Annotated in this window: 10 protein-coding genes; 1 reads left to right on the top strand and 9 read right to left on the bottom strand. The window is 70.1% G+C overall.

Features of this window, described 5'->3' with window-relative positions:
• Positions 1 to 310 precede the first annotated feature (310 nt).
• The 4 genes from AC07YH_RS22160 to AC07YH_RS22175 all read right to left on the bottom strand — a co-directional run bounded on the left by AC07YH_RS22160 (position 311) and on the right by AC07YH_RS22175 (position 6,141).
• Positions 311 to 1,918: a carboxylesterase/lipase family protein gene (locus AC07YH_RS22160; RefSeq protein WP_494749087.1), complete on the bottom strand. Its 1,608-nt coding sequence runs from the start codon at positions 1,916 to 1,918 to the stop codon at positions 311 to 313.
• Between the two features lie 83 nt (positions 1,919 to 2,001).
• The gene (locus AC07YH_RS22165) at positions 2,002 to 3,528 is read right to left on the bottom strand and encodes a multicopper oxidase family protein (RefSeq protein WP_494749088.1); all 1,527 of its coding nucleotides are present in this window, start codon (positions 3,526 to 3,528) and stop codon (positions 2,002 to 2,004) included.
• A gap of 132 nt (positions 3,529 to 3,660) precedes the next feature.
• Complete coding sequence (locus tag AC07YH_RS22170; RefSeq protein WP_494749089.1) at positions 3,661 to 4,554, bottom strand: LysR family transcriptional regulator; 894 nt, start codon at positions 4,552 to 4,554, stop codon at positions 3,661 to 3,663.
• A 63-nt stretch (positions 4,555 to 4,617) separates the two neighbouring features.
• A complete protein-coding gene (locus tag AC07YH_RS22175; protein WP_494749090.1) occupies positions 4,618 to 6,141 on the bottom strand; it encodes a carboxylesterase/lipase family protein in 1,524 nt (507 codons plus the stop codon).
• Between the two features lie 142 nt (positions 6,142 to 6,283).
• On the opposite strand from AC07YH_RS22175, the gene AC07YH_RS22180 reads away from it, so the two are divergent.
• Positions 6,284 to 7,048, top strand: coding sequence for a LytTR family DNA-binding domain-containing protein (locus tag AC07YH_RS22180; RefSeq protein ID WP_494749091.1), 765 nt, complete (start codon positions 6,284 to 6,286; stop codon positions 7,046 to 7,048).
• Here AC07YH_RS22180 and AC07YH_RS22185 read toward each other — a convergent pair.
• The 5 genes from AC07YH_RS22185 to putA all read right to left on the bottom strand — a co-directional run bounded on the left by AC07YH_RS22185 (position 7,045) and on the right by putA (position 13,482).
• Positions 7,045 to 8,361: a glycoside hydrolase 5 family protein gene (locus tag AC07YH_RS22185; RefSeq protein WP_494749092.1), complete on the bottom strand. Its 1,317-nt coding sequence runs from the start codon at positions 8,359 to 8,361 to the stop codon at positions 7,045 to 7,047. The two genes, AC07YH_RS22180 and AC07YH_RS22185, sit on opposite strands and share 4 nt — an antisense overlap.
• Complete coding sequence (locus AC07YH_RS22190) at positions 8,358 to 9,731, bottom strand: alpha/beta hydrolase family protein (RefSeq protein WP_494749093.1); 1,374 nt, start codon at positions 9,729 to 9,731, stop codon at positions 8,358 to 8,360. Before AC07YH_RS22190 ends, AC07YH_RS22185 begins: the two co-directional genes overlap by 4 nt.
• 86 nt (positions 9,732 to 9,817) lie before the next feature.
• Positions 9,818 to 10,099 carry a type II toxin-antitoxin system RelE/ParE family toxin gene (locus AC07YH_RS22195; protein WP_494749094.1) on the bottom strand — a complete coding sequence of 94 codons (282 nt, stop codon included), beginning with the start codon at positions 10,097 to 10,099 and terminating at the stop codon, positions 9,818 to 9,820.
• Positions 10,096 to 10,356, bottom strand: a complete 261-nt coding sequence (locus AC07YH_RS22200; RefSeq protein WP_494749095.1) for an antitoxin — start codon at positions 10,354 to 10,356, stop codon at positions 10,096 to 10,098. The genes AC07YH_RS22195 and AC07YH_RS22200 overlap by 4 nt, the downstream gene beginning before the upstream one ends.
• A gap of 36 nt (positions 10,357 to 10,392) precedes the next feature.
• Positions 10,393 to 13,482 (bottom strand): bifunctional proline dehydrogenase/L-glutamate gamma-semialdehyde dehydrogenase PutA, encoded by a 3,090-nt coding sequence (gene putA / locus AC07YH_RS22205; protein WP_494749117.1) that lies wholly within the window; start codon positions 13,480 to 13,482, stop codon positions 10,393 to 10,395.
• Positions 13,483 to 13,691 lie beyond the last annotated feature (209 nt).

Genomic DNA, 13,691 nt, shown 5'->3' on the forward strand with positions numbered 1-13,691 from the left:
CCCCCGCGCGGCGATGGCGGTGCTGCCCCCTCAGTCGGCTTCGCCGACAGCTCCCCCAGAGGGGGAGCAGATTCCGAACGCAAGCTTCAGCACGAAAGCTTGGTTACCCCCGCGTTAACCAGCAACCCCTCGTTCCGCCGAGCCATTTGACTCCCTGTGAAGGAGTCCCGCCCCGTGGAGTACGAAGAGCGTAAGGCGTGGATCGCCCTCTGGCAGACCGTGTTCGGCGAGCCGCCCCCGATCGCGCCTGAACGCGAACTGACGGCGCGGATCCTCATCGAGCACCTACCGCCGGCTCCGCCCTACGAGATCAAGTCCCGAACTGAGTGAACGGCACGCGGTTGAAGAACTCGCGTTCGGCCCCGCGCGGGTCGTCCTCCAGCCGCGAGGTGTTGTCGAACACCATCGTCTGGCGGCGGGGCAGCGCATAGGGCTCCCACTTGGGCAGGGTCCCGCCGTTCGGATCGCCCGTGGCGGCGAAGCGGACGAAGGCGTCGCTGACCGTGTTGGACATAGCCACCGACTCCGGCCCCGTCCCGACGATCGAGCCCTTGGCGTCCAGCGTGCCGAACACCAGGCCGATGTCGATGGTGTGCGGCGCGCCGAAGATCCCGCCGTCCTTGGGCGACTTCCAATTGACCTGGTAGGCGAAGGCCGGCGCGCCGGCCTTGGCGCGCTCCTCGTCCTGGATGATCGCCGCCTTCCACGAACGACCGGCCGTCGAAGCGGCGAAATAGACGTCCGACGGCGAATAGTTCGGATAGGTCTGGCGGTAGAAGGCCACCACCGTCTCGGGGGCGATGTCGATGCGGGCGTTGAACTGCCCCGGCAGCTTGGCGATCACCTCGTCCCAGCTCTTGGGGAACACGCTGGCGTCCCAGCCGATGAAACCCTTGGTCTCGTCGTGGGTGTTGCCGCACATCATCGGAACGCCGAGGCCCACCGGCGAGGCGTCCGGGAAGAACGGGTGGCGGGTCAGGGTCCGCTCGTCCAGCACCGGACCCATATAGACCCCGCCCGAGCCGGCGATCGGATCGACAGCCCGCAGACCCTCGACCATCTTGTCGGCGGGCAGGGCGCGCAGGGCCGCCAGGTCCTTGGCGCCGGTCTTGTCCATGAAGGCCTTGGCGCGCTTGGTGGCGTTGAACGGGCCGCCGGCGGTGACCTGCTGGCCGCTCATGGTGGCGGCGCGGTGGAACAGGCCCTTGGCGTTCGGCTGGGCCAGCAGGGTGGCGATCTTGGCCCCGCCGCCCGACTGGCCAAACAGCATCACCCGGCTCGGATCGCCCCCGAACGCGGCGATGTTGTCGCGCACCCATTGCAGGGCCAGGACCAAGTCCAGCTGGCCGTTATTGCCGCTGTCGGCCACCGACGGATCGTTGAACAGGCGGGCGAGATACAGATAGCCGAAGGCGTTCAGGCGGTGGTTCACGGTGACCACCACCACGTCGCTACGCTTGGCCAGCTTCGTCCCCTCGTACCAGGGATGGCTGCCCGAGCCCGTGTTGTAGGCCCCGCCGTGGATGTAGAACATCACCGGCCGCTTGCCGCCGTCGGCGAGACCGGCCTTCGACGCCTTGGCTGGGGTCCAGACGTTGAGGAACAGGCAGTCCTCGCCCTGGGTCTCGTCCTCGCCCTTGCCCTGCGGGCAGGACGCGCCATAGGTCAGGGCGTCCTTCACGTCGGTCCAGGGCTCGGGCTTCACGGGGGCGGAGAAGCGGCGCGCGCCGCCGGTGTCCTGGCCGTAGCGCAGGCCCTTGAACACACTGACCTCGCCGTCGGCATAGCCGCGCACCTTGCCGGCCGTGGTCGCCACCACCGGCGAGCGCTTCTGCGCCGCATAGCCGGCGCTCGGCAGGGCGGCATAGGCGGCCAGGGCGGCGGCGCCGGTGATCAGGGTGCGGCGGGTGGTGTCCATACGTCCTCCGAGCGCTTTCTTGGGGCGCTTCGCGGTAGCGGTAGCACGAGTGACACCGGTGACAATCCACTAATTTGGCGCCGTCAGACCACGTCGAAGCGCGCCATCATATCGTGATCTTCGTGTTCAAGATTATGGCAATGCAGCAGGTAGCGGCCGCGATAGCCGTCGAAGCGCACCACCACGCTGACCGTCTCGTCGCCCTCCAGGGACACCGTATCCTTCCAGCCGCCCTCGTGGGGCGGCGGCGGCTTGCCGTTACGCTCCAGCACCTGGAAGTGGGTCAGGTGGACATGCGGCGGGTGGCAATGCTTGGGGAAGGGCGTCTTCTCGTAGGTGAAGCGCCAGATCTCGACCTCGCCCAGCTTGGGCGCGGCGTCGATCCGCTCAGGATCGAAGCGGCGGCCGTTGATGGTCCAGACGATCGGCGGAAATTGCAGCCTGGCGATCGGCTTGGCCCCGAAGGTGAAGTCGCGCAGCCGCACGGCGTCTTCCGGGCGCAGGCGCTCGATCGTGGTCAGGCGCTCGGGGATTCGGGCGGGGTCCTCCACCGCGCCGCCCACGACCTCGAACCGCATGATCTCGGCCATGCCGTCCTTACCTCGGCGGTTCAGCAGCAGCAGCATCTGGCCGTCGGCGCAGTCGGCGAAGTCGACCACCACCTCGGCGCGCTCGGCCATGGCCAGGGGCAGGTGGGTCAGCGGGACGGGATGCTCCAGCAGGCCGCCGTCCGAGGCGATCTGGACCATCGGCCGTCCGTCCTCCAGCGCCAGGTCCAGCGGGCTGGCGTTGTCGGCGTTCAGCAGGCGCAGGCGGTACTTGCGGCGCTGGACCTTCAGGCGCGGCCACGGCGCGCCGTTGACCAGCATCACCGGACCACCGGCGCCGGTATAGCCGTGATGGTCGTAGACGAACGCTCCGTCGGCCGCGAAGCGTCGGGTGCAGATCATCAGCGGCACGTCCTGGTCGCCGCGCGGCAGGGGCAGGGCGGCCTCTTCCTTGTCGTCGAGGATGTAGAAGCCGGCCAGGCCCATATAGGTGTTGCGGCCCGAGCCGCCCATGCAGTGGTCGTGGTACCAGAGCGTCGCGGCGGGCTGGTCGTTCGGATAGACATAGGCCCGCGTGTCGCCGATCGTGGCCTGGACGGTCGACAGGTCGACGCCCGGGCCGCACATGGCGAAGGCCGGTCCCGTGAAGCTGCTGGGAAAGATGGCGTCGGTCGGAAAGCCGTCCGAGGCTGGCGGCGTGCGTCCGCCGTGCAGGTGGACCACGGTCGGCGTCGACAGCTTGTTGACGTGGCGGACGATGACCGGCGTCCCTCGCCCCGCCCGGATCGTCGGCCCGGGAAAGGTCCCGCCATAGGTCCAGGCCGTGGTCTTCAGCCCCGGCAGGATATCGAGGGCCGCCTCGCGCTGTTCGATCTCGTAGTGCGCGCCGGCGGCGTCGATCCGCGTCGGCTGCAGCGTCGGCGGAATCGGCAGGTCGCGGCTGTAGCGGACCAGCGCCGCCTCGGGCTTGCGGGGACGAATGGCCGCGCAGCCGGAAACGGCCAGGGCCAGGCCTGAGGCGCCAAGGCCGAGCGCCTGCCTGCGCGACGGGGGCGAAATCATCGACGTCTCCGAACAGATGCGCCGGCCCCGCGACGGGCGGACCTTCAGCGCGCGCGGACTGTTCGCGGGATGACGCTTATTCGCCCAATCGATGAATGGTATTTTGAATTATCGACCCAGTGGATGATCCGGCTAGAGCGTCAGGGTCCTCAAGGTGTTGGCGACATGCTGGGTGGCGACGTCGGCGTCGTGGCGCGCGTGCCAGGCCAGATGCACCGCGAACGGCGCGATCGGCACGGGCGGCGGGAAGGCGACCAGGGCCTCCATGTCGCTCAGCGGCAGGCTATGCGTGGGGGCCAGGCAGATCAGGTCGGAGGCGCGCAGCAGCGGCAGGGCGATCAGGAAGCTGGGCACGACGACCGACACCCGGCGCGCCAGGCCCATCTTCGCCAGGGTCTCGTCGGCCGAGCCGCGCGGGTCGCCGACGCCGGACACCAAGAGGTGCGGATAGGCCAGCCATCGCTCCAGGTCGAAACCCGTGGCGGCGGGGTGATCGCGGCGCATCAGCACCCGCCAGCGTTCCTCGAACAGCTCCTCGCGGCGGATCGGCGGCGCGGCGTGCGGCAGGCGCGTGATGGCCAGGTCCGTGGTCGCCTTCATCAGGCCGTCCACCGCGCTTTCGGGGCCGTGATAGGGCTGGAAGATCAGGTCGATCCCCGGCGCGGTGGCCGCCAGCCGGGCATGGAGCTGCTCGGTGACGCGGGCGGCCATGTGGTCGGCGGTGGCCACGCGGACGGCGCGCCGCACCGTCTCCAGGGCGGGCGGCTGGAGCTCGAACAGGGCGTCGGTCTGGGCCAGCAGATCCTTGAGCCGGACGCGCAGGCTCTCGGCCGTGGGCGTCAGGCGCATGGCGCCGTCGAACCGCTCCAGCAGCGGGTCGTCGAACAGCCGCCGCAGCCGGGCCAGGCTGGCCGAGGTCGCCGGCTGCGACAGGTTCAGGCGACGCGCCGCGCGCGAGACGTGGGCCTCGTCCAGCAAGGCGTCCAGCACCACCAGCAGGTTCAGGTCGATCGCGCGCAGGTTCATGCGGCGATCATATGCAGCGTGGATGTCTGATCGCCATTGGTATTCTTGCGATGGATGTGGTCGCTACCGCGTCCTCACCGCGCCGTAGACCGCGTCGAAGCCGGTCAGCGGGCCAGGCGAGAAGGGCTGGGCTGTGATCGTGTCGCCCAGCTCAAGCGCCTGTGGAGTGGCCTCGTCGAACCGGGGCCAGGCCGGACGGCCGTCACCGTTCGGGTCGCCGGCGCGGGCAAAGGCGATCCACTGATCGACCATGGTCGCCGACAGCCGGCGGTCGGTCTCGGTCCAGGCCCAGGGCTCCTGGTCGAGATGACCGAACATGTACCAGAGCTCGGCGAAGTGCGACGCGCCCCAGCCGGCTCGGACCGATCCAGCCGGAAACGGCGGCCGGCGCGAGAAGCGGTAGAGGTAGACGGGCGCCCCCGCCCGCGCCTGCAGCCGCGCCCAGGCCCACATGTCCCAGCCAAAGCGCAGGTCGCGCTCGAACGCGCCTCGCGCGGCCTGGGCGCTCGTGTCGTCGGTAAACGGATAGCCGGCCAGCAGGGCGGGCGGCAGCGGGCCGAAGGTCTTGGCGACGTCCGCCTGGAAGGTTGCGGCCCGTATGGTTGTGAGGTCGGTCAGCGACCGCGCCTCCTCGGCGTTGTAGCCCAGCAGCAGCGGGACGCGGGTCTGGCTCCGGGCGGCGTAGGCGTCCCACGGCGCCAGCGGCAGGACCCGCGCGCCGATCACCGGATGGCCCAGGCGCGCCGCGCCGGGCGCGGTCAGGGCCTCGACCGGCAGGGCTCGCAGTTGTGCCGCCGTGTTGGCGCCGAGCTTGTCGGTGAAGGCCGCGCCGTCCTTCTCGGCCTGGGCGAGGTGGTAGCTGGGCGCCAGGGTCAGAGGCTCGAACACTCCGCCGCTCTGCGCGATGGCGCGGTGGAACAGGCCCTTGGCCTCGGACGAGGCCAGCAGCAGGCTGACCGACATCGCCCCGGCCGACTGGCCTGCGATGTTGACATTGCCGGGATCGCCCCCGAACGCGCCGATGTTGCGCTGGACCCAGCGCAGGGCCGCGACCTGGTCCATCAGGCCGTAGTCGCCCGACGATCCGCCGTCCTCCGCACTCAAGGCCGGATGGGCCAGGAAGCCCAACGCCCCCAGGCGATAGGCGATCGACACGACCACCACGCCGCGCTTGGCCAGGGCGTCGCCGGCATAGAGCGGCAGCGACGTCGCGCCGTTGGTCCAGCCGCCGCCGTGGATCCAGACGATGACCGGCAGCCGCCCCCTGGGCTTCGCGGGCGTCCAGACGTTCAGATAGAGGCAGTCCTCGGCGGTCCGAGGCGGCGGTTCGCCGGGCATCGACACGCCCTGCTGCGGGCAGGCGGGGGCGAAGGCGGTCGAGGCGCGGACGCCCGTCCACGGCGTTACTGGACGTGGGGCTCGCCAGCGCAGCTCGCCGACCGGCGGCTGGGCGTAGGGCAGGCCGAGGAAGGCGCGGACGCTCTTGGCCTCGACACCTTCGACCTGTCCGGTGTCCAGCTGCGCGATCGGCCCGGCTATCGCCAGGCTCGCCATCCCCCACAGCACCGCCGCCATCACCCAACGCATCGCTTCGCCTCCCCAAGACCAGAGCTTCAGCGTCGCGTCTGGCGCGCCGTTCGGTAAGACCGGTTCGTCCCGCCCAGGCCTCGGTTCGTCACTTCGCCGCGAGAGGCGTGGACGGCGGCGGCTGGACCGGCGCAAATACGGCATGGGTTCGTCGCTTTCCCTTCCGCGCCTCGAGCGCCTGTCCGGCCCCGGCTGGCTGGCGGTGGGCTTCCTCTATTGGCTGGCGCTGGTCTGCGCGCTGGAGCCCGGCAACCTGGCCGCCGCCAGCGTCCCGCCGCCGTGGCTGCGGGAGGTCACGCGCCTGCTGGCCGCCGGCGCCCTGGGCGCGGCCGCGACGCCGACGGTGCTGGCGCTGGCCCGCGCGGGCAACCGGACGCGCGGCCTGGGCGTGCCGGTTTTGGCCGTCGTCCTGATCGTCGTCTCGTGCCTGCTGGAGGCCTGGCTGCTGGATGGCCGCGCCTTCCCCAGCCTGCGCGAGGTCCGCCAGGAGCTGGCGGCCAATTTCGTGCTGCTGGTGTTCGGCCTGTCGGTCTTCCTGGGCTTCGTGCTGCTGGTCCGGCGCGAGCGGACGCCGCCCGAGGGCCTGGTGTTCAGCGAGCGCGGCCGGGCCCTCGTCATCCACCCTCGCGACATCGACCGGATCGAGAGCCAGGGCAACTACCAGGCCATCCGCGCCGCCGGTGTCACCTACCTGGTGCGCCGCACGCTGGACGACCTGGAAGGCCGCCTCGACCCCGAGCGCTTCGTGCGCATCCACCGTCGGACCATCGTTGCGGTGGCGGGCGTGCGGACGGTCTCGGCCCTCTCGAACGGCGACGCCGAGGTCGCCATGGCCGACGGCCAAATCCTGCGCGTGACCCGAGGCCGCCGCGCTCGGCTGTCCCAGGCGCTGGCGAAGCTGGCCTAGAGCGCCCGCACCGCCGCCGCGTGCTCGGCGATCACCGCCAGAGTGGCCTTGTCGGTGTCGAAGACGCCGTAGAGGCCCTGCTCCTCCTGTGGCGGATCGCCGACGAAGCTTTTGTCGCCGCTGGCGAACCAGGCGTCGGGGTGCTGGGCGCGGCCTTCGCCGTTCCAGGCCCAGAAGTTGGTCCCGGCCGTGGGGCCGCCGGCCTTCATGTCGTCGAGCGCCAGGCCGTAGATCGTCCGGTAGAAGCGGTCCTTGTCGGCTGTCGCCGAACCCGGGACGAAGGCGCGACTATCACGGATCAGGCCGAACTCCTCGATGACCAGCGGCTTGTTCAGTGACTTGGCCAGGGCGATGTGGCGCGTGACGTAGTCGCGGCAGCGGGCCTCGCCGGCGTCGTACGTGGCCGGCTGGTTCTTGGGATCGATCCAGCTCCAGTTGTTGGGCCAGACGTGCAGGGTGACGTAGTCGATGGTGGCCGGCTTGTGGGCCTCCAGCGCGCAGGCCTCGCTGCGCAGACACCCCATGCTGCCCTCGCTGCCGGTGCAGACCAGGTGGCGTGGGTCGAGCGACTTGATCAGGGCCGAGGTCTCGCGGATCCAGGCGTAGTAGGGTGGTAGGAGCTTGTCGGCGTTGGCCTCGGTGCCGCCCGGACGTGGCTCGTTGGCCAGTTGCCAGGCCATGATCGTCGGATCGTCGCGATAGGGCTGGCCGGTAATGCTGTTGGTCCGCTGGACCAGGCTGGTCAGGTAGCGGCGGAACAGGGCGTTGGCCTTGGCGTCGGCATAGAAGCGGGCCGAATAGTCCGCATAGTCCGGCCACGGATGTTTCGGGTCGCCGGCCTCGAACCATGGGCCATTGCCGACCCAGTTCAGATAGGCCGGCATGCCGCCAGACCAGTCCCAGAAGTTGTTGACGTAGATCACCGCCTTCATCTCGCGGCGGGCCATCTCGGCGAGCAGGAAATCCAGGCCCTTCAGCAAGTCGGCGCTGTAGATGCCGGGCTCTTCCTGCATGGTCGGCGACACGGCCGCCTTGGCCGGAGAGCGCTCGCCCGCGCCCAGGACCCGCAGGTTGGTGACGCCCAGGGCCTTCAGCCGGTCGAGCTCCCGCCCCAGCCGCGCGCGGTCGCCGGTCGCGCCGGGCGAGCCTAGCCAGGCCCCGTACCACAGGTTCGCGCCGGCGAAGCGGTAGGGCTTGCCGTCGAGGGTGAGACGGCCGTCGGTGACGGCCACGAACCCGCTCGGCGCCTTGGCCGCGCCGAGGGCCGGAAGCGCGGCGAGGCCGATGAGCAGCTGGCGGCGCGAGGCGGTCATTTCTTCACCGTGTGGGCGACGGTCCAATCGACGATCGTGGCCAGGGCGACGGGGGCCATGGTCTCTTCGATCGCGCCGTAGTCGGTGGAGCGATGGCTCCCCACGGTCTGGAAGATGTGGTTGAGGCCCGGCAAGGCGGTGGTGGTGACGTCCGGGCTCTGGACCAGGGCGGCCTTGATCGCCGGCAGGTTCACGGCGGCCGAGACATTGGCGTCCTTGTCGCCGTTCAGGGCCAGCACCGGGCAGCGGACCTGACGCAGGGCTTCGGTCGGGTCCAGCTTGATGAAGTAGTCGAACCAGGGCGAGGTCAGCAGCTGACCTTGCGCTTCGGCGGCGGCTTGCGGTGCGCCCAGGCCTGTCAGCAGGGCGACGATCTTGGCCTTGGCCGAGGCCGCGTCGGGCTGCATCCGCACCAGCAGCGTGGCCACGCCGACCGTGTCGCCCTGCTTCTTGGCCGCCTCGGGCGAGGCGCCGTTGGCCAGGGCCAGGTCGTGGGCTTGGGTCGCCAACACCTTGCCGCCCTGCACGCCCGTGCCCGCCAGCAACACGATGAAGGCGATCTTCGGATCCTTGGCCGCCACCATCGGCGCGATGACCCCGCCCTCGCTGTGGCCGATCAGGCCGACGCGCGCCGGATCGATGTCCTTGCGGCCGCGCAGGAAGGCCACGCCCGCCTCGACGTCGGTGGCGAAGTCGGCGGTGGTGACCTTGGAGAGATCGCCGGCCTGCGAGCCGCCGGCCGCCCGGTCGTCGACCCGCAGCACCGCCACGCCGCGCCTGGTCAGGGCGTCGGCGATCAGCAGGAACGGCTTGTGGCCCTCGATGGTCTCGTCGCGGTCCTGCGTGCCCGAGCCGGTGATCAGCAGGGCCACCGGATAGGGGCCGGCGCCCTGCGGAAGTGTCAGGGTCCCGGCCAGCTTCAGGCCGGAGGCGGGGTTGAGGTAGCTGACCTCCTCGCTGCGGTAGTCGAACGGCGGCTTGGGGGTCTGGGGACGGTTGGGCGCGGGCGCGGCGGCCGGCGCGGTGCGGGTCATGGTCAGCGGCGCGCCGCCGCCGTTCTGGCCCCACTTGCCGACCAGGCTCTGGCCGTCGGCCGAGACGGTCCCGACGAAGGCGGCGGGGATGGCCTGCAGGACGACCTTGACCTTGCCGTCGGTGAGGGTGGCGATGGCGGTCAGGCCCATGGCGGACTGGGCGGGACTGTCCAGCGTGGCCGCGCCGTCGGGCTTGATGTGGAAGACGACGGGCAGCTTCTGGCCGCCGGCCTGGACGGTCCCGTACCAGTCCCCGACGATCGGCCCGACTTGAGCCGCCGCGACGGCGGGCGCGAACAGGGCGGCGGCGACGACCGCGCGAGGCAGGAAACGCATGAGGACTCCCCGAATTATTGGCGGGGAGCTTAGGGTCTACGCGTGACGGTTGTGAAGATAGACCATTTGGGATTCAGCAGGGGCGGCTACCTGTTCTCGAGGCTGTGCCAGATCCGGGTGACGGTCACATGCGTGCCATTGACGCGGTAGCGGATGATATAGGCGTCGCGGCCGAACGGAACTCTGAGATCACGCGTCGTGCGACCTGCGATGCGACCTCGCAGCGGCATTTCGGTCAAGGTGTCGAACGCCTTCAGCAGCGCCATACCCAGACGCTCAGCCGCTTGCGGAGCGTAGGCCGAGAGCCACTCATCAAGACGCGAGGCGTCCCTTTGAGCTCGTGCTGAAACCGAGACAGTGAAGCTCAACCGCGACCGCCGAAGCGGCGCAGATGTTCGCGAAACTCAGACAGCGGAATGGAAGACATTTCGCCACGCTCGACGGCGTCGGCGATGGCTTCGTCGATCGCTGGATCCGGGTCGATGATCTTCGGAGGCGCGCCGGTCAGGCCAGCTTCGATCAAAGCTGCCGCGTAGTCCGCAGGGGACATCCCGTAGTCTCTCGCAGCAGCTTCAAGCTGGGCGATTTGTCCGGGAGCGAGAGGAACTGCAAAACCGTCGGCCATGGACGAAGGGTCTCGTCCATGGCCTTTCGAGTCAAATCACAGATTCAGCAACGCCGGATCGCCGCCCTGAGCGGTGATGTTGACGCTGACCGCGCGCTCGACCGCGAAGCGGAGCAGGGCGTGTGGGCCGCCGGCCTTGGGGCCGGTGCCCGATAGGCCCTCGCCGCCGAACGGCTGGACGCCGACGACGGCGCCGGTCATCGAGCGGTTGACGTAGGCGTTGCCGGCCGGGACCAGGCGCTGGACGTCGGCCGCGAAGCTCTCGATCCGCGAGTGGATGCCAAGCGTCAGGCCGTAGCGGCGAGCCGCCAGGGCGCCGGCCACCGTTTCCAGGTTTTCCGGCTTGTAGCGGACCACGTGCAGGATCGGGCCGAACACCTCGCGCTCCAGGAAGTCGGCGGTCGGGATCTCGGCCAGGACCGGGGCGAAGAACGTCCCGCTGGCCGGGGCCTTCAGGCTGTGCAGCAGCTTGGCCTCGCGGCGCAGGCGGCCTTGATGCTGCTCCAGCGCGTCGCGGGCCTCGGCGTCGATGACCGGGCCGACGTCGGTGACGGCCAGGGCCGGATCGCCGACGACCAGGGCGTCCATCGCGCCCTTCAGGCCGTCGATGATGCCCTCGGCGGTATCCTCCGGCAGGAACAGCAGGCGCAGGGCCGAGCAGCGCTGGCCGGCTGAGCCGAAGGCCGACAGGATGACGTCGTCGATGACCTGTTCGCGCTGGGCGGTGGTGTCGACGAACATGCCGTTGAGGCCGCCGGTCTCGGCGATGAACGGCACGATCGGGCCTTGGCGGGCCGCGAGCGTCTGGTTGATCCGCCAGGCGGTGTCGGTGCCGCCGGTGAAGGCGACGCCGTCCAGGCCCTCGTGGCTGGTCAGGGCCGCGCCGACGGTCTCGCCACGGCCGGGCAGCAGGGCCAGCAGGCGCGGGTCGAGGCCCGCGGCGTGGTAGAGCTTCACGGCCTCGCTGGCGATCAGCGGGGTCTGCTCGGCGGGCTTGGCCAGCACGGCGTTGCCGGCGGCCAGGGCGGCGGCGATCTGGCCGGTGAAGATGGCCAGCGGGAAGTTCCACGGGCTGACGCAGACGAAGACGCCGCGGCCGGCCAGGCTGAGCGTGTTGGTCTCGCCGACCGGACCCTTGAGGACCTCGCCGGCGCCGAACTGATCCTCGGCCAGCACCGCGTAGTAGCGGCAGAAATCGACGGCCTCGCGGACCTCGGCGATGCCGTCGCTCAGGGTCTTGCCGGCTTCGCGGGCCAGGATGGCGATCAGGCGGTCGATATCGGCTTCCAGCGCATCGGCCATGGCGCGCAGCACCTTGGCGCGGGCGGCGCCGCCGCTGCGGTCCCAGGCGGGCTGGGCGGCGCGGGCCAGGCGGAAGGCTTCGTCGATCTGCGAGGCCTGGGCCTCGGACACCGCGCCCACGACCTTGTGCTCGTCGGCCGGGGCGACCACCGGCAGAGGCGGCGAGCCGGCGCTGACCTTGCCGCCGATCAGCGGGCCGGCCGACAGGGTGACGGCGTCGAGGGCGGTGATCGCCGCTTCCAGGCGCTGGCGGTCGGCCTTCACCGAGAGATCAAGACCGGCCGAGTTCTGGCGGCGCGGACCATAGACCTCGATCGGCGTCGGGATCTTGGCGTGGCGGTCGGGGTGGGCTTCCACGGTGTCGATCGGGTCGGTGACGACCTTCTCGACCGGCACGCGCTCGTCTAGCAGGGCGTGGACGAAGCTGGTGTTGGCGCCGTTCTCCAGCAGGCGGCGGACCAGGTAGGGCAGCAGGTCCTCGTGACCGCCGACGGGCGCGTAGGCTCGCAGGGTGATGCCGTCATAGAGGTCGTCGGCGGCCTTGTAGAGCGCCTCGCCCATGCCGTGCAGGCGCTGATGCTCGATCTTGACGCCGGCGTTCTTGGCCATGCGCACCACGGCCGCCAGCGTGTGGGCGTTGTGGGTGGCGAACTGAGCGTAGAGGTGCGGGGCGGCGGCGACCAGGGCCTTGGCGTTGACCAGGTACGACAGGTCGGTGGCCGGCTTGGTGGTGAACACCGGATAGTCCGGACGGCCGGCGACCTGGCCGCGCTTGATCTCGCTGTCCCAATAGGCGCCCTTGACGAGGCGGACCATCAGCCTACGACCAGTTTGCTCCGACAGCGCCTTCAGACGGGCGATGACCTCGCCGCAGCGCTTCTGATAGGCCTGGACGGCCAGGCCCAGGCCTTGCCATTCGCCCAGCTCGGGCTCGCGGCACAGCTTGTCCAGCAGCTTCAGCGACAGGGCCAGGCGGTCGGCCTCTTCGGCGTCGATCGTGAAGTTGATGTTGTGGCGGGCGGCGATCTTGGCCAGGCGCAGGGTGCGCGGATAGAGCTCCTCCCACACCCGGTCCTCGTGCGTGGCCTCGTAGCGCGGGCACAGGGCCGAGAGCTTCACGGATACGCCGTGGCCCTTCTCGGGGCCGGCGCCGTTCGACAGCCTGCCGACCGTCTCGATGGCGTCGGCGTAGGACTTCTCGTAGCGCTCGGCGTCGGCGGCGGTGCGGGCGCCTTCGCCCAGCATGTCGAAGCTGCACATGTCGCCGTCGTTGGCGGCGCGCTTGATGGCGGCTTCGATCGTCCGACCCAGGACGAACTGCTCGCCCATGATGCGGATGGCCTGGCCGACGGCGGCGCGGATGACGGGCTCGCCCAGCCGACCAGCCATCTTCTTGATGAAGCCCGGCAGGTCCTTCTTGGCGTCGTCGTCGGGCTCGACGATCTTGCCGGTCAGCATCAGGCCCCAGGTCGAGGCGTTGACGAACAGGCTGTCGGAACCGCCCAGGTGCGAGGCCCAATCGGCCGAGCCGATCTTCTCGGCGATCAGCTTGTCGCGGGTGTCGTCGTCGGGCGTGCGCAGCAGGGCTTCGGCCAGGCACATCAGCGCCAGGCCCTCGCGGGTGCCCAGGCTGAACTCCTGCAGGAAGCTTTCGACCACGCCCTGCTTGCGGACGCTGCGGCGGGCGCCGCGGACCAGGGCCTCGGCCTCGGCGCGGACGGCGGCGCGGTCTTCACTGGACAGGGGCTTGGCGGCCAGCAGGTCGGCGATCACCGCGGCTTCGTCGCGATACTTGCCGTCGTCGAGGCTATCCCAGTGGGCCAAGTCGGTCATGGTCGGTCCTGTGGTTTTGGATATCGTCGGTTTAACAAGCCTTCGGGCAAAGGTGCTTCGTTTGTCGCGCGGCGGCGCTGTATCTTCTTCGGCCAAAGCGCCGAAAATGATCATCCGCTCCAGCGCGGAAAGCTGGCGCGGTTAACGGACGCGCGAAGGATGCGCCGGAAGTTTCTGGAGGGGAATGGGGAGGGAGGAAG

It is taken from the genome of Caulobacter sp. GW456-12-1-14-TSB4, assembly GCF_059424195.1.

Coding starts and splice junctions, on each gene's coding strand:
- AC07YH_RS22160 (WP_494749087.1), bottom strand. CDS start 1,918: ATGGACACCACCCGCCGCACCCTGATCACCGGCGCCGCCGCCCTGGCC.
- AC07YH_RS22165 (WP_494749088.1), bottom strand. CDS start 3,528: ATGATTTCGCCCCCGTCGCGCAGGCAGGCGCTCGGCCTTGGCGCCTCA.
- AC07YH_RS22170 (WP_494749089.1), bottom strand. CDS start 4,554: ATGAACCTGCGCGCGATCGACCTGAACCTGCTGGTGGTGCTGGACGCC.
- AC07YH_RS22175 (WP_494749090.1), bottom strand. CDS start 6,141: ATGCGTTGGGTGATGGCGGCGGTGCTGTGGGGGATGGCGAGCCTGGCG.
- AC07YH_RS22180 (WP_494749091.1), top strand. CDS start 6,284: ATGGGTTCGTCGCTTTCCCTTCCGCGCCTCGAGCGCCTGTCCGGCCCC.
- AC07YH_RS22185 (WP_494749092.1), bottom strand. CDS start 8,361: ATGACCGCCTCGCGCCGCCAGCTGCTCATCGGCCTCGCCGCGCTTCCG.
- AC07YH_RS22190 (WP_494749093.1), bottom strand. CDS start 9,731: ATGCGTTTCCTGCCTCGCGCGGTCGTCGCCGCCGCCCTGTTCGCGCCC.
- AC07YH_RS22200 (WP_494749095.1), bottom strand. CDS start 10,356: ATGGCCGACGGTTTTGCAGTTCCTCTCGCTCCCGGACAAATCGCCCAG.